Consider the following 18381-nt stretch of genomic DNA (forward strand, 5'->3'; position numbering starts at 1 on the left):
AAATACTAATGTAACATGACGTGCATAAGTGAGCTGAAATGATGAAAAAAAAGTATCGTGACCTTATTCATGAGGTGACTGACGAGCAATTATACCATTCTTTATACTTAACACAGATTTTCCTTTTCCTGGTATCATTTATTTTAGGTATATATTTATTTGACAGCTTTTCTGCCTTTTTCGAGTTATTTAGATGGAAGGATCCAAATATATTGTTTGTTGGAGGAACAGCCGGCCTCGCTGTATTTTCCTTAGACCTTATTTTGATGAAAATATTGCCAGATAAATATTATGATGATGGTGGATTAAATCGCCGGATTTTCCAGGGTCGGTCATTAATACAGGTGGCATTCATAGCTCTTATTGTTTCGATTAGTGAAGAAATATTATTTCGCGGGGTCATTCAAACCCATTTTGGTTTGTTTGTCTCAAGTCTCATTTTTGCTTTTGTACATTACCGATATTTATTTAATTGGTTTTTATTTGTAAATGTAACCGTGTTAAGTTTTTTAATCGGCTATATTTATTTACATACTGAAAATATTCTTGTAACGATTACAATGCATTTTTTAATTGATTTTTTACTAGGGTGTGTCATCAAGTACAAATTTGCAAAGAAACAAACTGAACAGGAAGGGACATTCGATGAATAAAGAGGATCCATACAGAGATCAAGTAGAAAGACGTCGGCAAAGGATTACACCGGCAAATTTTGAAGAGGGACAAGTTGTCGAAAGAGAGGAACTGCCGCCGAGAAGCCGGGTTCATCAGCAAAAAAGGAAAAAAAATAAATGGAAGTTAAAATATCCAATCATTCGTTTGCTAGTGCTTTTCTTTATTCTCCTGCCGATTACTATCTTTAGTATCTATTCTACAATTGCAAAGAATAAAATTGGGGATTCAGAGCCTGCTGTTGGGGAATCGACAGATGGTTTTGAAGTTATTGATATAGAGGATTCTAAAGATACAAATACCATCATTGAGGATCCTGCTGAAGAAAAAGATAACAGTCAAAAAATCGAAGAGGATACTGAGGAAGAATCCGATGCAACAGAAAATGAACAAAATGCTGGAGAAATTGATGAAGGTCTCAAACAACAGGATATGGACGTGCCGTCAACAGATGTTTCTTCCTTGTTAGATGAGAGCAAAAACAGCTCAAATCATTCTGTACCAAAAGATACTGTCTATCATACCGTTAAACCAGGTGAAACGATCTTCAGAATTTCAATGAAATATTATCAATCGAAAGCAGGTATTGAAACAATAAAAGAAACGAATGGTCTTTCCACTAATGAGATCAGAGTAGGTCAAGTGTTGATTATTCCATTTAATAAGTAAAATTGGTTTTTGTTCATATATCCCCGGACAAGTTCATAAATTGTTATGGGAAGGCGGGGGATAGTATGGAATCACCAATTATGATGCTTGATGAAAGAACGGATCAAGCAACAAGAAAGATGCTGCAAAAGGTGGTTGAACGTAAGCAGAAATTCGATCGGTTAACACGGTTACATTTAATGGTGATGTGGAGTACAATTTTTATTACGTTTGTTTATTTTGTTTATCTGTATTTCACGACGATTAAGCCCTATTCATATTCTTTTGCTGCGCTTTTTTCAAATTTTGTCAATCATTCAAGTAATTTATTCATGCTAATGGTGATATTCGGCTTATTTGGTTTAATGAATGTGTACCGGCAAAAACGGGATAAAGCAGAAAAGGAATTTCATGCCTTGCGCTGTGAAATCATTGATAAAAGTAAGGATTTATGGAAAAAGGAAGATGAATGGAAAAACCGTCACCTTGTTTTTGAAATGATGAAAAAGAATTATGATGTTAATTTATATCATGAAAACAAATAAGAGCAGGTACCTGCTCTTATTTGTTTTCATATATTGAATAAATGCTAGAAAATTTTCTTTTGATTGCGCTCATCTTTCAGGATTTCTACCGCTTCACGAAAACGCTGGGAATGAACGATTTCTCTTTCTCTTAAAAAGCGGAGACTATCATTTATATCAGGATCATCACTCATATTGATAAGCCATTGATAGGTGGCTCTTGCTTTTTCCTCAGCTGCAATATCTTCATAGAGATCGGCGATTGGATCACCTTTCGCTTGTATATACGTAGCAGTCCAAGGTACACCTGCCGCATTATGATAAAATAGTGCTTTATCGTGGTTGGCATAGTGGCCGTCAAGACCGGCTGCTTTCATTTGCTCTGGGGTGGCATCTTTCGTTAATTTATAGACCATTGTTGCGATCATCTCTAAATGGGCAAATTCTTCGGTACCAATATCGGTTAAAAGACCGACAACTTTATCCGGTATCGTATAGCGTTGGTTTAAATAGCGCAGAGCAGCAGCTAATTCACCGTCAGCCCCGCCATATTGCTCGATTAAAAACTTCGCTAACATCGGATTACATGTACTGACGCGGACAGGATATTGTAATTTTTTTTCGTAAATCCACATTCTGTTTGATTCCTCCTTTTTACGAGGTTTACATTCAAGGCAAGCCCTCTCCGCATCCTAGAAAGTCGAGCTGCGACGCCTAGCCGCTCGAGGTCTTAAGCTGTGTCGATGAGAAGGTGAAGGACAACCTTCTCCCCGACCCATCTTAAGCTTGTCGCGGCTGGGCAAGGCGTCTCCGCATCCTAGAATAGTCGAGCTGCGAGTGCTAGGAACTCGAGTCATAAGCCAATCGCTTCTGAAGGCAAAAACCGGCCTTCAAAAGCGCTCGTCTTATGCTTGTCGTTCCTGAGCGAGCCCTCTCCGCATCCTAGACTTGCCATGGCCACGGTGGATCGTCCCAGTTCCAGGGGCATCCGGAATAGCTGTTTCCAAATTGCTGCAAGGGTCCATACTTACTTTCAATGATTTTTTTTAGTCTCTTACGTTCGGCCGCACATTGATTAAATTGATTAATGGCTTCCACATCATCATTATGAGTATCTAAATAGAGTGTCAGCTCTACGAGAACAAAATCAACTGTTTGAAGTTGTTCAAGTAACTGATAATATTCCGGAGGGAGCTGTTTCATTCTCTGAAGCCTCCCTTCGCCATTTCATACGGGCTGTAGTAGGGGTCGTAGAAAGCCTTCCAAAGTGTTCCTGCCCTTAAAGCTTCCATAGGAGAAAATTGTTCCAGATTAGGCGGCTGGAATCCTATATATAGGTGTGGAGGAGTAGAATATCTTTTTGTTTTAATTGGTTTACAAGGGTCAAACGGACTTATATATGGATGATAAAACTTGGTGTTAGTAAACACACAATCCCTCCTTCGTATGCGTCTTTAAATCATATGAAGGAAAACTTTTTCTATGTTCACTTTTTATTGGTCTAGTTCTAATCTGTTTTTTTATCCTTTTGGTCATTTATGGTATGATTTCTAAAGATTGATTGAATATATTTGGGGGATGTATGGACATTTTTATTGTGTTATTAGTAGGATTTTTGTTAGGGGTATGTTTGCTGCTCTTTATGTATAAAGAGGCATTTTCTAATAGAGTGATCTATCATCATTTAACATTCACTTCTTTTCCAAAAAGTTTTGGTAAATTGAACCTTTTCTTTATTTCTGATATCCACCGACGGCGGATATCGGGAAAAATAATCGAACAAGTACAAGGAAAGGTAGATCTCGTTATTATCGGCGGAGATATTACGGAAAAGGGTGTTCCGATGGAGCGAGTAAAGAATAATCTTCTTCAGTTAAAAAAACTTGGAAAGGTTCTATTTGTTTGGGGTAATAATGATTATGAAGTAGATGTCCCGCGTTTAGAATCGTTGTTTTTAAGTCTTGAAATAGAAGTGCTCGTCAATCGTTCTATTTCCTTTGAATCTCGGCAAGGAGAGCGTTTTTTTATTTTAGGTGTTGATGATTTAAGCACAAATCAGGCTGATATTGATCAAGCGCTAATGAAAACGGATCACAATTGCTTTAAAATATTAGTTAGTCATAATCCAGAAATCAGCAGGAAACTTCGTTCAGACCATGGAATCAGCCTCATGTTATCCGGACATACACATGGAGGACAGATTCATTTATTGGGTTTCAGTCCTTATGAGAAAGGAAAATTAATAACAGAGCACGAGCGGACAATATTGATTAGTAATGGCTATGGGACAACAGGAGTCCCCCTCCGATTAGGTGCTAAAGCAGAAACACATCTATTGACCATTGAACATGGTCGTAACTAATCCATTGTGGAAAAGTTCTTTTAACGTGTTGAATAATATTATTTTGCAGCTAATGTAGACGACTCACAAATAGAGTGTTTTTTCATACACTACATTAAGAGTTTGTTCACGGTAGGGGGCATAATCATGCGCTTAGAACGATTGAATGCAAATAAAATTAAAATATTTTTATCTCTGGATGACTTATTTGACAGAGGTTTAACGAAAGATGATATATGGAAAGATTCATTAAAGTGGCATCAGCTTTTTCACGATATGCTTGAGGAGGCTAGTGAAACCCTTGATGTAGATATACATGGGTCTGTTGCGGTAGAAATTTTCTCCATGCAGGCACAAGGGATGGTCATGATTGTAACCGTGGAAGAACAAGAGGAAGAGATCTTTGGCGAAAGCTTTATTGATATGCAAGTTACAATGGAGGGGAATGTTGAAATTCTGTTTGAAATAGAAGATTTTGAGCATGTTATTCAATTGGCCAAACGATTAGCAGCTATTGGTTTTTCGGGTGGAACATTATATTCAATGAACAATGCTTATTATTTTTTAATTGATAATGTTTGTTCGGACATTCAGACTCAAATTGTAGCGATAATCGCTGAATATGGTAATCCATCTTTTAGAAGTATCCATGTTATTCAGGAATATGGAAAAACGATCATGAAGGAAAATGCTGTAAGTCAAATTATGACATATTTTCATTAAAAAACTTCCAATTAAGGGGGTTTTTGCTTACATGCTAACGATGTTAATCTGTAAAAAAATCCCCCGTCTTAGTATCTGGTTAATATCAGAAAGTGGGGGATTTATCGTATGGTCTTTAGTACATAGGTAGAATGGTATTTTAAAGATTCGTAAAATTTTAAATATATAAAACTTTATCCTTGCATAAACGATGCAAAGATTATACTATTTTTTTAAGATAACAACAATTGCTTGCTTTTTAGGGGGTTCACAAATGGCAGCCGATGATAATAGTAAAGAAAATAAGATAAATGAAGAGAAACATGATATATTAAAATCCACGCAAACCGTCATTCATAAAGCTCTTGAGAAGCTTGGGTATCCTGAAGAAGTCTTTGAGCTGCTGAAAGAACCGATTCGTATGATGACTGTCAAGATACCGGTGCGTATGGATGATGGATCAACGAAAATCTTTACAGGCTATCGGGCCCAGCATAATGATGCAGTAGGTCCTACAAAAGGCGGTATTCGATTTCATCCCAATGTATCAGAAAATGAAGTAAAGGCACTTTCCATTTGGATGAGCTTAAAATGTGGGATTGTTGATTTACCTTATGGCGGAGGAAAAGGTGGAATTGTGTGTGATCCCCGGGATATGTCATTTCGGGAATTAGAACGTCTGAGCCGCGGCTATGTAAGGGCAATCAGTCAGATTGTCGGTCCGACTAAAGATATCCCGGCACCGGATGTATTTACGAATTCGCAAATTATGGCGTGGATGATGGATGAATACAGTCGGATTGACGAATTTAATTCACCTGGATTTATCACAGGTAAACCACTTGTTCTAGGAGGGTCACATGGGCGTGAATCTGCTACGGCTAAAGGAGTAACTATTTGCATTCGTGAAGCAGCCAAGAAAAAGGGGATTGATTTAAATGGTGCCCGTGTGATAGTTCAAGGCTTTGGAAATGCCGGCAGTTTTCTAGCGAAATTTATGAATGATACGGGTGCAAAAGTAATTGGGATATCAGATGCATACGGGGCCCTTTATGATCCGGATGGACTTGATATTGATTATTTACTTGACCGAAGAGATAGTTTTGGCACAGTAACGAAGCTGTTTAACCACACGATTACTAATCAGGAACTGCTGGAACAGGATTGTGATATTCTTGTTCCTGCAGCGATAGAAAACCAAATTACGGAAAAGAATGCGAACAATATCCATGCGAAAATTGTTGTGGAAGCTGCTAACGGGCCAACTACTCTAGAAGCAACAGAAATATTAACGAATAGAGGAATTCTTCTTGTTCCAGATGTCTTGGCATCATCCGGGGGTGTGACAGTATCGTACTTTGAATGGGTCCAAAATAATCAGGGCTATTATTGGACAGAAGAAGAAGTGGCTGAAAGATTAGAAAAAGTAATGGTAAAAGCATTTAATTATATATATGAAACAGCTCAAAATCGCCGGGTTGATATGAGGCTTGCAGCCTACATGGTTGGTGTACGAAAAATGGCCGAAGCATCAAGATACCGCGGCTGGGTATAATAAATATTATCATATTGAAACTTTCAATAAAAACTCCTATCATAGTATAGTTAGGAGTTTTTTATTTTATTGCCATATTATTTATCGAGAAGCTTGTTTAGGAGTGAACAAAGGATGAGACAGGAAGAGGTCATTATTATTGGCGGCGGTCCATGTGGATTGGCTGCAGCCATTGCATTACAAGAAGTAGGGATCACACCACTGGTGATAGAAAAAGGGAATATCGTAAATGCCATTTATCATTACCCAACACACCAAACCTTTTTTAGCTCTAGTGATAAATTAGAAATTGGTGATGTTGCTTTTATAACAGAAACACGTAAAGCAAACCGAAGTCAGGCTCTTGCTTATTATCGGGAAGTTGTCAAAAGAAAAAATATACGCGTAAATGCCTTTGAAAAAGTACTAGAGGTGAAAAAGAATACTTCCGGCTATATTGTATCAACTAGTAATGATCAATACGAAACTGCATCCGTTGTGATTGCAACCGGTTATTATGATCATCCTAATTATTTAGATGTACCGGGCGAAGAATTGCCAAAGGTTTTCCACTATTTTAAAGAAGCACACCCATACTTTGATAAAGACGTCGTTGTTATTGGATTAAAGAATTCGGGTGTCGATGCAACACTTGAACTTGTGAAAGCTGGGGCAAGAGTAACTGTATTGTATCGCGGCAGCGAATATTCACCAAAGATTAAACCATGGATTTTGCCGGAATTTGAGGGTCATGTCCGAAATGGGCGAATCGAAATGGTGTGGGAGGCAGCTGTATCAGAAATAAAAGAAGATTCATTGACATATGTAAAAGATGGCAATGAGTATACCATTAAAAATGATTTCGTCTTTGCAATGACAGGCTACCATCCTGATAAAGACTTTCTTAAAAAGATAGGCGTGAAAATAGATTCAGAAACAGGTCGTCCTTACTATAATGAAGAAACAATGGAAACAAATGTAGAAGGGATTTTTATCGCTGGCGTGATTGCTGCTGGAAATGAGGCAAATGAGATTTTTATTGAAAATGGCCGTTTCCATGGTGGGAAAATTGCTAATGCCTTAAAGAATATAAAGTCCCAATCGTTGTCATAAAGCACTGAAAAAGGTCCTTTTAAGAAAGGACCTTTTTCAGCTAAAGCTGTGTTATTGGAACATTTGCTCAATCTTTTTGAAATCATTTGTTGCTGCTAATGCAATCAATAATTTAATCCTTGCTTTTTGACCATTTAAGCCATTTGAAAAAATAACGCCAAGCTGTTTTAAATGGGCGCCTCCGCCTTCATAGGAATAGTTATCTTCGGCAATTCCATTAAAGCAGAGAGAAACAAGAACGATCGGAATATTTGCATCCACTAAGGCTGTTATTCCATCAATGGCTGCAGGTGGAAGATTCCCTTGTCCAAGAGCTTCGATGACAATTCCGTCATAATGAAGCTCTTTTATCGCATAAAATAGCGAGGAGTCCGTTCCTGCATGGGCTTTCAATAACGCTACTCGATTTGAAATATGATCAATCTGATAATATTCCAGTTCTAATGGGGAATGGTGAAAAATAATCCCTCTTTTTGTGACAATGCCAATAGGACCGTATTGTGGACTTTGAAAGGTGGAAACATTGCTCGTATGAAATGTTAGATACATTCATTTATGAATAAATTAACACGGTCTTGGAGTTAGCCTATCCCCAGCAAAATTATAACTAATCGTAAATCTTTGTTAAGATAATAAAAGTAGAATATCCTGTTATAAAAAAAGGGTGATATCAGTGAAAAAAGTGATTTTAATAACAACTGGTGGAACAATAGCAAGTAAACCGAATGCAAGTTCAGGGAAATTAGCTTCCGGCGCTTTAACGGGTGAAGAACTTGCTGATTTATGTAATCTTCCGAAAGATATAGAGGTGGTTGTAGAATCTGCATTTCAAAAGGCAAGCATGCATCTAACTTTCGAAGATTTGACTAAATTGAAGAATCTCATCGAACATTATTTTAAAGACAAAAGTGTGGATGGTATTGTAGTTACCCATGGTACAGATACTCTTGAGGAGACTGCCTATTTCTTAGATTTAACCGTGGGTGACGAAAGGACAGTAGTTGTTACTGGCTCACAGCGTTCTATTGATGATGCAGGTAGCGATGTATATATAAATATGAGACATGCTATTTATACTGCATGTGAAGAAGACCTTCGAGGTTCTGGAACGGTAGTTGTCTTTAATGAGCGTATCTTTGCAGCTAAGTATGTCAAGAAAGAGCACGCATCTAATATCCAAGGATTTAACGCATTTGGCTTTGGATATCTTGGTATTATTGATAACGATAAAGTACAAATATTTCAGAAACCTATTAAACATGAGTATTATAAAATGCAAAACCCTATTCCTACAGTGGATTTAATTAAATGTTATTTAGAGGCAGATGGAAAGTTTATTAAAGCAGCTAGAGAGTGTGGAGTAAAAGGAATTGTTTTAGAGGGTGTAGGGAGAGGGCAAGTTGCGCCTAAAATGATGGAGGAAATTGAAAAAGCTATTGAAGCTGGTATAACAATTGTGATCACTACTAGCTCCGAAGAAGGGGCAGTTTACCCAACATATGACTATTATGGAAGTACATATGATCTTTGTAACAAAGGAGTCATCCTTGGTGGTGACTATGATTCAAAAAAAGCAAGAATTAAATTAGCAGTATTACTTTCATCAAATGAAAATGAATTTAAATTTATATAGTCTAGAAAATAAAAAGCCCTTATCAGAGGGCTTTTTATTTTTGGAACTAATATGTAAAACGTTTACTTTATTTAAAAAAGAGTGATAAGTACAGTATTGAGATATAGGGCGTAAGAGAGTTTAGTAATTGAGGATAATGGTGTTTAGGACATAAGAGTAATGGATGAATTGGTGAATAAGATTTGGATTTATCTACTTGCAAATTGTGTGGTAATAAGATTAAATATTTTGTTTTAGGTTAAAGATGATTGGCTATTTACAACGCTTTTTGTACTTTATTAATTCCTTCAAAGTGTATTTTTGAGACATTACTCGTATGTGTTTTTGTAACGTTGCTTGCTGTAGGAATTTCATCATTTAATACAACAAGTACACCTTTATTCTTTGCATCTTCACTGGAGGCTACTCGAAACGATGAGATAACGTTATATAAGCCATCTGAACCAATTTCGTTACTTGATCGCATTGCCCCGGTAACAATGATTGGAAATGAAGTATCGGTTGTTAAATCAAGAAAATAAGCTGTTTCCTCCAGTGTATCAGTTCCGTGGGTAATAACAACCCCATCGATCCCCTGCTTGCTATACTCTTCAATCATAGTTTTTAAAGTTAGCATTTCTTTAATGGTAATATGTGGAGAGGGCAATTGAAACGGTTCTTCAATGATCAGCTCCCCTAGGTCGGTCAATTCTTTTGTGTGCTGTGTAATTGGGTTATGATCGGTTGGTTTTACAGTTCCTGTTTCATCCTCGCTCATTGAAATCGTACCACAAGTGTGAATGATTAAGATTTTTTTAGACATAAAAAAAGCCTCCAAATAATGATCGTGTAAACTTCCAGAAAGAAGAAGAAAAAGATTTTTATTATTTACAAAATATTCCTGTTGCAGCAAATAGGTCATTTTCAATATGAACATATCATGGTAGGATTAAAGAAAATAGATTGAAAAGAGGACGGCTAATGCTGGGAATACTATCAGCCGGGATTGCACCTGGTTTAGCCTTATTATGTTACTTTTATTTAAAAGATCGTTTTGGTGTTGAACCTATCTCAATGGTGATCAGAACATTTTTATTCGGTTCACTTCTTGTGTTTCCCATCATGTTTATTCAGTATGTACTGGATACGGAAAATATTATACATTCTAGTTTAGCTGATGCATTTCTATCAACAAGCTTACTTGAAGAATTCTTTAAATGGTTTATTGTTTACTACACGGCGTTTCTTCATTTCCATTTCGATGAACCATATGATGGGATCGTGTATGGAGCATCTGTTTCTCTTGGCTTTGCAACCACAGAAAATATTTTGTACTTGGTGGCAAACGGGCTTGAGTTTGCACTTGGCCGTGCGCTTCTTCCTGTTTCGAGCCATGCTCTATTCGGTGTTATTATGGGGTATTATTTAGGAAAAGGGAAGTTTTCTTCCTCCTCAAATTTTAAATGGCTCGTCTTATCCTTTCTGATTCCCTTTCTCTTACATGGAATCTATGATTATATTCTCATTTCGCAAACAAACTGGGTTTATATCATGCTGCCGTTTATGATTTTTCTTTGGTGGCTCGGATTACGGAAAGTAAAAAAGGCCCATACGTTAAGTGCCCAATATGCAGAGATGCAAAAAGCCTTTCATTCTTGTGAATGAAAGGCTTTTTAGTTGTGCTGGTAATTTTATTGTATAAAAAACCAATTAATACAAAAAATACGACTAATATGAGAATGATTTACAACTGGGGGTAGTAGAACCATGAAAAGAATAATATTACAATCAAAACTCATTGTCCTTTTCTCTATATTCTTATTCATTGTCCCAACTCAAGACAGAGTGAATGCTTTTTCCAATCAAGTCATTCAACAAGGCGCTGTTGGTGATGATGTAATTGAGCTCCAATCCCGTCTTCAATATTTAGGTTTTTATAACGGAGAAATTGATGGTGTCTTCGGTTGGGGTACATATTGGGCATTACGGAATTTTCAATATGAGTTTGGCCTGCCGATTGATGGATTAGCAGGGACGGATACAAAAAATAAACTCGCAAAAGCTTCCAAATACAATGAGCAATTTGTAAAAAATCAAATCAATAAAGGAAATAAATTTACACATTATGGAGGAACAGATTTAAATAAACAAAAACAACCGGCCGCGAAGGCGCCTGCTGGAGGCAATCAACAAAATCAAGCACCGGCAAAGCCAGCTCCCAAGGCACAGCCAAACACACCAGCTCCGCAAGGGAATAATAAGCCGACCGCAGCAAATGTTCCAAATGGTTTTTCGCAAAATGATATTCAATTAATGGCAAATGCTGTATATGGCGAATCAAGAGGAGAGCCATACGTCGGGCAGGTGGCCGTTGCTGCGGTCATTTTGAACCGGGTAAACAGTGCATCGTTCCCAAATACTGTTTCCGGCGTTATTTTTGAACCACGTGCCTTTACAGCTGTTGCAGATGGACAAATCTGGCTTACACCTAACGAAACAGCTAAAAAGGCTGTACTTGATGCTATAAATGGCTGGGATCCGACAGGTGATGCAATTTATTATTTTAATCCTGATACGGCGACAAGCGGATGGATTTGGACACGGCCGCAAATTAAACAGATCGGTAAGCATATATTCTGCAAATAAAGAGGTGAGTACATTGTTTAGAGGAATTCTGATCGCAGTATTGTCATTAGGTGTTGCAGGTACAGCATTATGGGGTTATCAGGAACATCGGGAAAAAAACGCTGTATTACTCAATGCAGAAAATAACTATCAAAGAGCTTTTCATGATTTATCCTATCAAGTAGATTTATTGCATGATAAAATAGGTACCACGCTGGCAATGAATTCACGTGAGTCTTTATCACCGGCACTTGCAGAGGTTTGGAAAATTACGTCTCAAGCCCATAATGATGTCGGACAGCTGCCATTAACTTTGCTTCCCTTTAATAAAACGGAAGAGTTTTTAGCGAAAATTGGTGATTTTAGCTATCAGGCGACGATTCGAGACCTTGATAAGGAACCGTTAAGCGACGAAGAGTACAAAGCGTTGAAAGAGCTGTACGGCCAAGCAGAAGAGATTCAAAACGAATTAAGGAATGTACAGCATATGGCGTTAAAAAATAACCTGCGCTGGATGGATGTAGAGCTTGCGTTAGCAACAGGAAAAGAATCAGCTGATAATACGATTATTGATGGATTTAAAACAGTCGAAAAAGCGGTAGACAGCTATGGAGAGACAGACTTTGGGCCAGCCTTTGTCAATCTGCAAAAAGATGATGCAGGGTTTAATAATTTAGCAGGCAAAAGTATTTCTAAAGAGGAAGCCGTGAAAATTGCTAATAAATATGCCGGCTTAGGAAAAGATGTAGAAGTAAATGTAACCAAAAATGGTGATGGATCCGATTATGAGTTTTACAGTGTCTCGATTGAAGATAAAAAAACAAATCAAATAGCAAATATGGATATAACCAAAAAAGGCGGTTATCCAATCTGGTACATCCTGTCACGAGATGTTACTGAACAAAAAATCAGCTTAAATGATGCAAGTAATAAAGCTTTGCAGTTTCTAAAGGATAATGGGTTTAAAGACTTAGAAATGTTTGAAAGTACCCAATACGACAATATTGGTGTCTTTACCTTTGTGAAAACTGAAAACGGAGTAAGGATCTATCCTGAGTCTGTTAAAATGAAGATAGCGCTTGATAATGGCCAAATAGTTGGTTTTTCCGAAGAAGATTATTTAAAATCGGTAAATGATAAGCGGAAAATAGCTAATCCATCGCTTACACTTGAAGAAGCAAAAAAGAAAATCAATCCACAAGTGAAAATAATGGACGATGGTTTAGCTGTCATTATGAATGATATGAATAAAGAAGTACTATGCTATGAATTTATGGGAACACTTGACCAGGACACCTATCGAATTTTTATTAATGCTGAATCGGGAATAGAAGAGAAAGTGGAGAAGATGAAAAATGCTGAACAGATTTATGAAAAGGTAGTTTAGAATCAGAACAAACTGCTGCGTGCTTCATTCCAATTTTTTGCATGAGTGAAAAGCAAAAAATGAATGGACACGCAGATTTTTTTTGTTTTGGCTTTAGTTTGAAACGTATTCTTTTCTTGCATCAACATATTTGTACATGGCATAATTTACATATTGGAGAGTGCCTGAAGAAAAGAGAGATCATATGCTAACAATAGGAAACTCACTCATTTTAGAACCTAAATATGCTAAACAAACGGAAAAGTACAAATGCAGATTAGTTGAGCGAAAGGATAATATTCTTTATATTGATTATCCAATAAATATGAAGACAAATCGGACAACTTTTTTAGTTGATGGAACCCAACTTCGGGTTTCATTTGTTGAAGGAAAGTCAGGGTATCTTTTTGAAACAGAAATACTCGGAAGAATGGTTCAGGGAATTCCCATGATGATGTTAGTTTATCCGGGTGATGACCATGTGATCAAAATTCAAAGAAGGGAATTTGTACGCATTGAGACGTCTGTAGATGTTGCTGTTCATCCACTAAAAAATGAGTTTCAACCCTTTACAACAATTACGGAAGATATCAGTGCAGGAGGATCATTGGTCGTTTTGAATCACTCCTTCAATATGAAACCCGGGATGAGTATCAGGTCGGTGTTTGTACTACCAATGCAAAATGGCGATACACATTACATGGATTTGGTAAGTAAAGTAATCAGGGTTATGAAAAAGACTGGTACGAATCAGAATTTATTTTCAATCCTGTTTACGGATGTAACGCCTCAGCAAAGACAACAGCTGCTAAGGTTTACTTTTGACCGGCAATTAGCTTTAAAGAAAAAAGGAATTGAGCTTGGGGAATATTAGCACTTTATTTATCCCATAATAGAAATATATCTATAATATGGGGTTGTATAAAGATGAAAATAGTTGAAAGATTGCTATTAAAATTGATTATTATTCAATTTGTTTTCTTGCTGTTGACGCAAGTTTTTTTTCATAAGCTGAATTCATTTCCAGAGCTGCAGCAGCTGGCACAATATGAAGGTGTATCAGAAAATGATTTAACCGAGTTTTTAGAGACTTTTTCAAGTAAGTAAATTGCAGGGGCTTCCCTGCTTTTTTGAATTCCCGAACAAAATTCCTAAGATAACACCGTATTATCTTCATATGGTAAAATAGAATAGTTAAGGGGAAAAGAGAAGTGACTCATTGGATCATGAAAGTAAATATTTTTGAACTTAGATGATTGTCTAACTAAGCATATAGGAGGAAATATGAAAGATAAAATATCAATCGCCATAGATGGCCCTGCTGCAGCCGGTAAAAGCACTGTTGCAAAAAGAGTAGCTGAAAACCTGTCATACATTTATATTGATACTGGAGCGATGTATAGAGCTATAACCTATAAGGCGATTCTTCAACAGGCAGATCTCGAAAATGAGATTGAATTGAGCCGGATATTAGCTGAAACAAAAATAGAATTGATACCAGAAAAGGGCGGCCAGTCCATTTATTTAGATGGGGTAAATGTTACAAATGAAATTAGAACACCAAAGGTGACCAATTCTGTTTCAATCGTCGCACGTCATTTGTTAGTAAGAAGCGAATTAACAAAAAGGCAGCAAAGCCTTGCAGCTAACGGTGGCGTCGTAATGGATGGGCGTGATATAGGTACACATGTTTTACCAAATGCAGAGGTAAAGGTATTCTTATTGGCATCGGTTGAGGAACGGGCAAATAGACGTCACGCCGAAAATCTTTTAAAAGGCTACCCATCGGATCTAAAAAAACTTCAAGAAGAAATAGAGCAACGGGACAAGCTTGATTCTGAGAGGGAAATTGCACCACTAAAGAAGGCTGATGATGCAATAGAGATAGATACAACCGCTTTAGAGATTGAACAGGTTGTTGAAAAGATCATGGAACTGGTAAAAGAAAGGATAAGATAGAGTTGAATTTGTATCCATTGGGTCGCAGTATTTGTAATTTTATTTTGTTTCCAATATATCAATTTAAAGTCATTGGCAAAGAAAATGTTCCTAAAGATGGCGGGGTTTTGCTTTGTTGTAACCATATTCATAATTTTGATCCAGAAGTGATTGGTATAACATCACCAAGGCCGATCCATTTTATGGCAAAGGAAGAACTGTTTTCAGTACCCGTACTTGGTAAAATCCTCCCGCATATCAATGCTTTTCCTGTTAAAAGAGGGTTTAGTGACCGGGGAGCACTGAGAAAAGGATTAGAAGTATTAAACGATGGGAAGGTTTTAGGATTGTTTCCTGAAGGGACGAGAAGTAAAACAGGGGAATTGGGTAAAGGACTAGCCGGGGCAGGGTTCTTCGCGCTTCGTTCAAATGCCCATATAGTTCCTTGTGCGATTATAGGACCGTACAAGCCTTTTAAAAGGTTGAAAGTTGTTTATGGAAAACCGATTCCTATGGATGAATACAGACAGAATAAAGCTTCAGTTGAACAAGTGACAGAAGCCATTATGAATGAAATTAAACATCTTATTACAGCCCATACGTAATTCGTCTTGCTTGACAAAAAGAGTCATTTATAAGAAGTTTATACAAAGAGATTTTTTTTTTGAAAATTCTTTCGATGGGATTTTTGTACTTCATTTGGATCATAGTGACAAATGAAATAATCATTTTATAAAAGCAAGTTCTGCGGACTAAGGAGGAATACATATGTCAGAGGAAATGAATAATGTAGATGTTAAGAATTTTGAGGTTGGAGATACTGTTCGTGGTATCGTAACAAAAGTGGAAGAAAAACAAGTTATAGTGGAAATTCCGGAAAGTAAACTCGATGGAATTATTCCTATCAGTGAATTATCAAGCCTTCACATTGAAAAGGCCAGTGATGTAGTTGCACAAGGCGATAACCTTGACTTAGAGGTATTAAAAGTTGAAGAAGAGGCACTAATTCTATCTAAACGAAAAGTTGATGCCGAAAAAGCCTGGGATCAGCTTGTTGAAAGATTTGAAAAAGGGGAAACATTTGAAGCAGAAATTAAAGATGTTGTTAAAGGCGGATTAGTGGTTGACCTTGGGGTTCGCGGCTTCGTACCAGCTTCTTTAGTAGAATCTCATTTTGTAGAAGATTTCTCTGATTATAAAGGAAGAACGCTCACATTTAAAATCGTTGAGCTTGATAAAGATAAGAACCGTATCATTCTTTCACACCGTGCTGTTTTAGAGGAAGAGAAAGGCAAACAAAAGAAACAGTTATTAGGTTCACTCAGTGCAGGTCAAGTGTTAGAAGGAACTGTACAAAGGATTACAGATTTCGGCGCATTTGTTGATATTGGCGGTATTGATGGACTTGTTCATATTTCACAATTATCCTATCAACATGTTGAAAAACCATCAGATGTAGTTGAGGAAGGGCAAAAAGTTCAAGTTAAAGTATTAAGTGTAGATCAGGACAATGAAAGAATTTCATTATCGATCAAAGAGACACTGCCTGGACCTTGGACAAATATTGCCGAAAAGGCACCACGAGGAGCCGTTTTAGACGGTGAAGTAAAACGCCTTGTTTCATATGGTGCATTCGTTGAGGTATTTCCTGGTGTTGAAGGACTTGTTCATATTTCGCAAATCTCTCATAAGCATATCGGTTCACCGCATGAAGTATTGAGCGATGGAGAAAAAATAAAAGTAAAAGTTCTTGATGTCAACGAAGCGGATCAACGTTTGTCCTTAAGTATAAAGGAATTGGAAGAAAACGTGCCGGAAGTCACTGATTATGAGCTTCCTGAAGAATCAAAAGGTTTCCAATTAGGTGATATGATTGGTGATCAATTAAAGAATCTTAAAAAATAATGGTGATATAAATTGTCCAGATCAAAAAGAAAATGGGAGCATATTCAGTATGCTCTCACAACAGGCCAGGATAGAGTAACCGGTTTGGATGACATTGTTTTTATTCACCAAAGTCTGCCTGATACAGGGGTCAATCATATTTCATTGGATACTACAATTGGCGAACTTTCTGTAAGTTCGCCAATTTTTATCAATGCGATGACAGGCGGCGGCGGGGAAAGAACAATGCGAATTAATCGAGATCTGGCAGCTGCAGCTAAAGAATTCGGAATGGTTATGGCTGTTGGATCTCAAATGTCTGCATTGAAAAATACTGACGAGGAAAAGACCTACAAAATTGTTCGCAGGGTAAATCCGAACGGTATCATTATCGGCAATCTTGGCAGTGAAGCAACGGTTGAACATGCTAAAAGAGCCGTTGATATGATTGAGGCAAATATGCTTCAAATTCATTTAAATGTCATCCAGGAGCTGACTATGCCAGAAGGAGAACGGGATTTTACAAATGCCCTTAAGCGAATAGAAGCCATTGTGAATGGTCTTGACCGGCCGGTAATTGTGAAGGAAGTTGGGTTTGGCATGAATCAAGCGGTCGTAAATAAGCTTGCCTCGATTGGAGTAAAGGCTGTTGATGTCGGCGGGTACGGCGGGACAAACTTTGCCAAAATTGAAAATGAACGAAGACAACGATTACTCAGCTTTTTTAATGAATGGGGAATTCCTACCGCCGCCGCACTTGCTGAGGCAAAAAATAGTGGAACCTCGATTGACATCATCAGCTCGGGTGGAATCCAAACCAGTCTTGATATTGCTAAATCGATTGCTCTTGGTGCGAATCTCGTCGGAATTGCAGGTTATTTCCTGAAAATATTAGTTAAGGATGGGCTTGGAGGATTAATCGAAGAAATCAAGCTTCTCCACGAGGAACTGTCACTAATTATGACAGCACTTGGAGCAGGAACAATTTTAGATTTACAAAGTGCACCAATTGTTATTAGTGGCAGAACCCATCACTGGCTGCAGGAACGCGGTATTGATACAAAAAAATATAGTCAAAGATGTATAAAGAAATAAAGCTCCCATTTGGGAGCTTATTTCTTTATACATCTTTATTGTCGTTCAATCTTCTTGCCTCTTCAGGACTTTGTAATTTAGTTGCTCCAGGATAGTGGAGTGCTTGATCTCTGTCAGACTCAACACGGCGACTGTTCTTTAGCTTTTTCTCTTGACGGTCTCTACCCATAATCTCTTGACACCTCCTCTCTTTAACATGGTACATGTACACAAGATTATGCATACATATGGCAACTTTTCGAGATAGTTAACAGGGAAATTGAAAGCGGAAACGATTAAAGTCCATTAACTTTAGCCATAATGGAAAGGATAGGGGGTGCATAAATA

Annotated in this window: 21 protein-coding genes and 2 pseudogenes; 17 read left to right on the forward strand and 6 right to left on the reverse strand. The window is 37.4% G+C overall.

The features are described 5' to 3' along the window. Nucleotides 1-38: 38 nt before the first annotated feature. The 3 genes from R4Z09_RS07790 (at nucleotide 39) to R4Z09_RS07800 (ending at nucleotide 1865) form a co-directional block, all read left to right on the forward strand. Nucleotides 39-653 (forward strand): CPBP family intramembrane glutamic endopeptidase, encoded by a 615-nt coding sequence (locus R4Z09_RS07790; RefSeq protein ID WP_422392251.1) that lies wholly within the window; start codon nucleotides 39-41, stop codon nucleotides 651-653. Continuing rightward, nucleotides 646-1341 carry a LysM peptidoglycan-binding domain-containing protein gene (locus R4Z09_RS07795; RefSeq protein WP_338451763.1) on the forward strand — a complete coding sequence of 232 codons (696 nt, stop codon included), beginning with the start codon at nucleotides 646-648 and terminating at the stop codon, nucleotides 1339-1341. The genes R4Z09_RS07790 and R4Z09_RS07795 overlap by 8 nt, the downstream gene beginning before the upstream one ends. Nucleotides 1342-1406: 65 nt before the next feature. After that, the gene (locus tag R4Z09_RS07800; RefSeq protein ID WP_338451764.1) at nucleotides 1407-1865 is read left to right on the forward strand and encodes a YpbF family protein; all 459 of its coding nucleotides are present in this window, start codon (nucleotides 1407-1409) and stop codon (nucleotides 1863-1865) included. A gap of 44 nt (nucleotides 1866-1909) precedes the next feature. Here R4Z09_RS07800 and cotJC read toward each other — a convergent pair whose 3' ends face one another. The 3 genes from cotJC to R4Z09_RS07815 form a co-directional block, all read right to left on the reverse strand. Then, nucleotides 1910-2479: a spore coat protein CotJC gene (cotJC, locus tag R4Z09_RS07805; protein ID WP_338451765.1), complete on the reverse strand. Its 570-nt coding sequence runs from the start codon at nucleotides 2477-2479 to the stop codon at nucleotides 1910-1912. A 307-nt stretch (nucleotides 2480-2786) separates the two neighbouring features. Next, nucleotides 2787-3047 (reverse strand): spore coat protein CotJB, encoded by a 261-nt coding sequence (locus R4Z09_RS07810; RefSeq protein ID WP_338451766.1) that lies wholly within the window; start codon nucleotides 3045-3047, stop codon nucleotides 2787-2789. After that, complete coding sequence (locus tag R4Z09_RS07815; protein ID WP_338451767.1) at nucleotides 3044-3274, reverse strand: spore coat associated protein CotJA; 231 nt, start codon at nucleotides 3272-3274, stop codon at nucleotides 3044-3046. The genes R4Z09_RS07810 and R4Z09_RS07815 overlap by 4 nt, the downstream gene beginning before the upstream one ends. 152 nt (nucleotides 3275-3426) lie before the next feature. Here R4Z09_RS07815 and R4Z09_RS07820 point away from each other — a divergent pair, with 152 nt between their 5' ends. From R4Z09_RS07820 to R4Z09_RS07835, 4 genes are all read left to right on the forward strand, one after another. Continuing rightward, a complete protein-coding gene (locus R4Z09_RS07820) occupies nucleotides 3427-4206 on the forward strand; it encodes a metallophosphoesterase (protein ID WP_338451768.1) in 780 nt (259 codons plus the stop codon). Between the two features lie 126 nt (nucleotides 4207-4332). Further along, nucleotides 4333-4908, forward strand: coding sequence for a genetic competence negative regulator (locus R4Z09_RS07825; protein ID WP_338451769.1), 576 nt, complete (start codon nucleotides 4333-4335; stop codon nucleotides 4906-4908). 253 nt (nucleotides 4909-5161) lie between these two features. Further along, nucleotides 5162-6442, forward strand: coding sequence for a Glu/Leu/Phe/Val dehydrogenase (locus R4Z09_RS07830; RefSeq protein ID WP_338451770.1), 1281 nt, complete (start codon nucleotides 5162-5164; stop codon nucleotides 6440-6442). A 114-nt stretch (nucleotides 6443-6556) separates the two neighbouring features. Next, nucleotides 6557-7534 (forward strand): YpdA family putative bacillithiol disulfide reductase, encoded by a 978-nt coding sequence (locus R4Z09_RS07835; RefSeq protein WP_338451771.1) that lies wholly within the window; start codon nucleotides 6557-6559, stop codon nucleotides 7532-7534. Nucleotides 7535-7585: 51 nt separating this feature from the next. Here the strand turns inward: R4Z09_RS07835 and R4Z09_RS07840 are convergent. Next, a pseudogene (locus R4Z09_RS07840) lies at nucleotides 7586-8068 on the reverse strand (asparaginase); the annotation flags it as partial. A gap of 139 nt (nucleotides 8069-8207) precedes the next feature. Here R4Z09_RS07840 and R4Z09_RS07845 point away from each other — a divergent pair. Then, nucleotides 8208-9167 carry an asparaginase gene (locus R4Z09_RS07845; protein ID WP_422392252.1) on the forward strand — a complete coding sequence of 320 codons (960 nt, stop codon included), beginning with the start codon at nucleotides 8208-8210 and terminating at the stop codon, nucleotides 9165-9167. Between the two features lie 301 nt (nucleotides 9168-9468). Here R4Z09_RS07845 and R4Z09_RS07850 read toward each other — a convergent pair. After that, nucleotides 9469-9969: pseudogene (locus R4Z09_RS07850) on the reverse strand (asparaginase); the annotation flags it as partial. A gap of 158 nt (nucleotides 9970-10127) precedes the next feature. Between R4Z09_RS07850 and prsW the strand changes: the two are divergent. The 9 genes from prsW (at nucleotide 10128) to fni (ending at nucleotide 18054) form a co-directional block, all read left to right on the forward strand. Beyond that, nucleotides 10128-10811, forward strand: coding sequence for a glutamic-type intramembrane protease PrsW (gene prsW, locus R4Z09_RS07855; protein WP_338451772.1), 684 nt, complete (start codon nucleotides 10128-10130; stop codon nucleotides 10809-10811). Between the two features lie 102 nt (nucleotides 10812-10913). Next, the gene (gene sleB, locus R4Z09_RS07860) at nucleotides 10914-11792 is read left to right on the forward strand and encodes a spore cortex-lytic enzyme (protein ID WP_338451773.1); all 879 of its coding nucleotides are present in this window, start codon (nucleotides 10914-10916) and stop codon (nucleotides 11790-11792) included. A gap of 13 nt (nucleotides 11793-11805) precedes the next feature. Next, entirely contained in the window at nucleotides 11806-13158 is a 1353-nt protein-coding gene (ypeB, locus tag R4Z09_RS07865; protein WP_338451774.1) for a germination protein YpeB, read from the forward strand. 184 nt (nucleotides 13159-13342) lie between these two features. Next, entirely contained in the window at nucleotides 13343-14011 is a 669-nt protein-coding gene (locus R4Z09_RS07870) for a flagellar brake protein (protein WP_338451775.1), read from the forward strand. A gap of 53 nt (nucleotides 14012-14064) precedes the next feature. Next, a complete protein-coding gene (locus R4Z09_RS07875; protein ID WP_338451776.1) occupies nucleotides 14065-14244 on the forward strand; it encodes a YpfB family protein in 180 nt (59 codons plus the stop codon). A gap of 177 nt (nucleotides 14245-14421) precedes the next feature. Next, nucleotides 14422-15096 carry a (d)CMP kinase gene (gene cmk / locus R4Z09_RS07880; RefSeq protein WP_338451777.1) on the forward strand — a complete coding sequence of 225 codons (675 nt, stop codon included), beginning with the start codon at nucleotides 14422-14424 and terminating at the stop codon, nucleotides 15094-15096. Nucleotides 15097-15098: 2 nt separating this feature from the next. Next, complete coding sequence (locus R4Z09_RS07885) at nucleotides 15099-15680, forward strand: lysophospholipid acyltransferase family protein (RefSeq protein WP_338451778.1); 582 nt, start codon at nucleotides 15099-15101, stop codon at nucleotides 15678-15680. Between the two features lie 163 nt (nucleotides 15681-15843). Then, nucleotides 15844-16980 carry a 30S ribosomal protein S1 gene (gene rpsA, locus R4Z09_RS07890; RefSeq protein ID WP_338451779.1) on the forward strand — a complete coding sequence of 379 codons (1137 nt, stop codon included), beginning with the start codon at nucleotides 15844-15846 and terminating at the stop codon, nucleotides 16978-16980. A 12-nt stretch (nucleotides 16981-16992) separates the two neighbouring features. Next, nucleotides 16993-18054, forward strand: a complete 1062-nt coding sequence (gene fni / locus R4Z09_RS07895) for a type 2 isopentenyl-diphosphate Delta-isomerase (protein ID WP_338451780.1) — start codon at nucleotides 16993-16995, stop codon at nucleotides 18052-18054. Nucleotides 18055-18079: 25 nt separating this feature from the next. Here the strand turns inward: fni and R4Z09_RS07900 are convergent, their stop codons facing one another. After that, nucleotides 18080-18223, reverse strand: a complete 144-nt coding sequence (locus tag R4Z09_RS07900) for a YpzI family protein (RefSeq protein WP_338451781.1) — start codon at nucleotides 18221-18223, stop codon at nucleotides 18080-18082. Nucleotides 18224-18381 lie beyond the last annotated feature (158 nt).

It is taken from the genome of Niallia oryzisoli (assembly GCF_036670025.1).
GTDB lineage: Bacteria > Bacillota > Bacilli > Bacillales > Cytobacillaceae > Bacillus_BD > Bacillus_BD oryzisoli.

Bases quoted from the DNA above. Each gene is read 5' to 3' on its own strand.
- R4Z09_RS07790 (WP_422392251.1), top strand. From the start codon at position 39: ATGATGAAAAAAAAGTATCGTGACCTTATTCATGAGGTGACTGACGAG.
- R4Z09_RS07795 (WP_338451763.1), top strand. From the start codon at position 646: ATGAATAAAGAGGATCCATACAGAGATCAAGTAGAAAGACGTCGGCAA.
- R4Z09_RS07800 (WP_338451764.1), top strand. From the start codon at position 1,407: ATGGAATCACCAATTATGATGCTTGATGAAAGAACGGATCAAGCAACA.
- cotJC (WP_338451765.1), bottom strand. From the start codon at position 2,479: ATGTGGATTTACGAAAAAAAATTACAATATCCTGTCCGCGTCAGTACA.
- R4Z09_RS07810 (WP_338451766.1), bottom strand. From the start codon at position 3,047: ATGAAACAGCTCCCTCCGGAATATTATCAGTTACTTGAACAACTTCAA.
- R4Z09_RS07820 (WP_338451768.1), top strand. From the start codon at position 3,427: ATGGACATTTTTATTGTGTTATTAGTAGGATTTTTGTTAGGGGTATGT.
- R4Z09_RS07825 (WP_338451769.1), top strand. From the start codon at position 4,333: ATGCGCTTAGAACGATTGAATGCAAATAAAATTAAAATATTTTTATCT.
- R4Z09_RS07830 (WP_338451770.1), top strand. From the start codon at position 5,162: ATGGCAGCCGATGATAATAGTAAAGAAAATAAGATAAATGAAGAGAAA.
- R4Z09_RS07835 (WP_338451771.1), top strand. From the start codon at position 6,557: ATGAGACAGGAAGAGGTCATTATTATTGGCGGCGGTCCATGTGGATTG.
- prsW (WP_338451772.1), top strand. From the start codon at position 10,128: ATGCTGGGAATACTATCAGCCGGGATTGCACCTGGTTTAGCCTTATTA.
- sleB (WP_338451773.1), top strand. From the start codon at position 10,914: ATGAAAAGAATAATATTACAATCAAAACTCATTGTCCTTTTCTCTATA.
- R4Z09_RS07870 (WP_338451775.1), top strand. From the start codon at position 13,343: ATGCTAACAATAGGAAACTCACTCATTTTAGAACCTAAATATGCTAAA.
- R4Z09_RS07875 (WP_338451776.1), top strand. From the start codon at position 14,065: ATGAAAATAGTTGAAAGATTGCTATTAAAATTGATTATTATTCAATTT.
- cmk (WP_338451777.1), top strand. From the start codon at position 14,422: ATGAAAGATAAAATATCAATCGCCATAGATGGCCCTGCTGCAGCCGGT.
- rpsA (WP_338451779.1), top strand. From the start codon at position 15,844: ATGTCAGAGGAAATGAATAATGTAGATGTTAAGAATTTTGAGGTTGGA.
- R4Z09_RS07900 (WP_338451781.1), bottom strand. From the start codon at position 18,223: ATGGGTAGAGACCGTCAAGAGAAAAAGCTAAAGAACAGTCGCCGTGTT.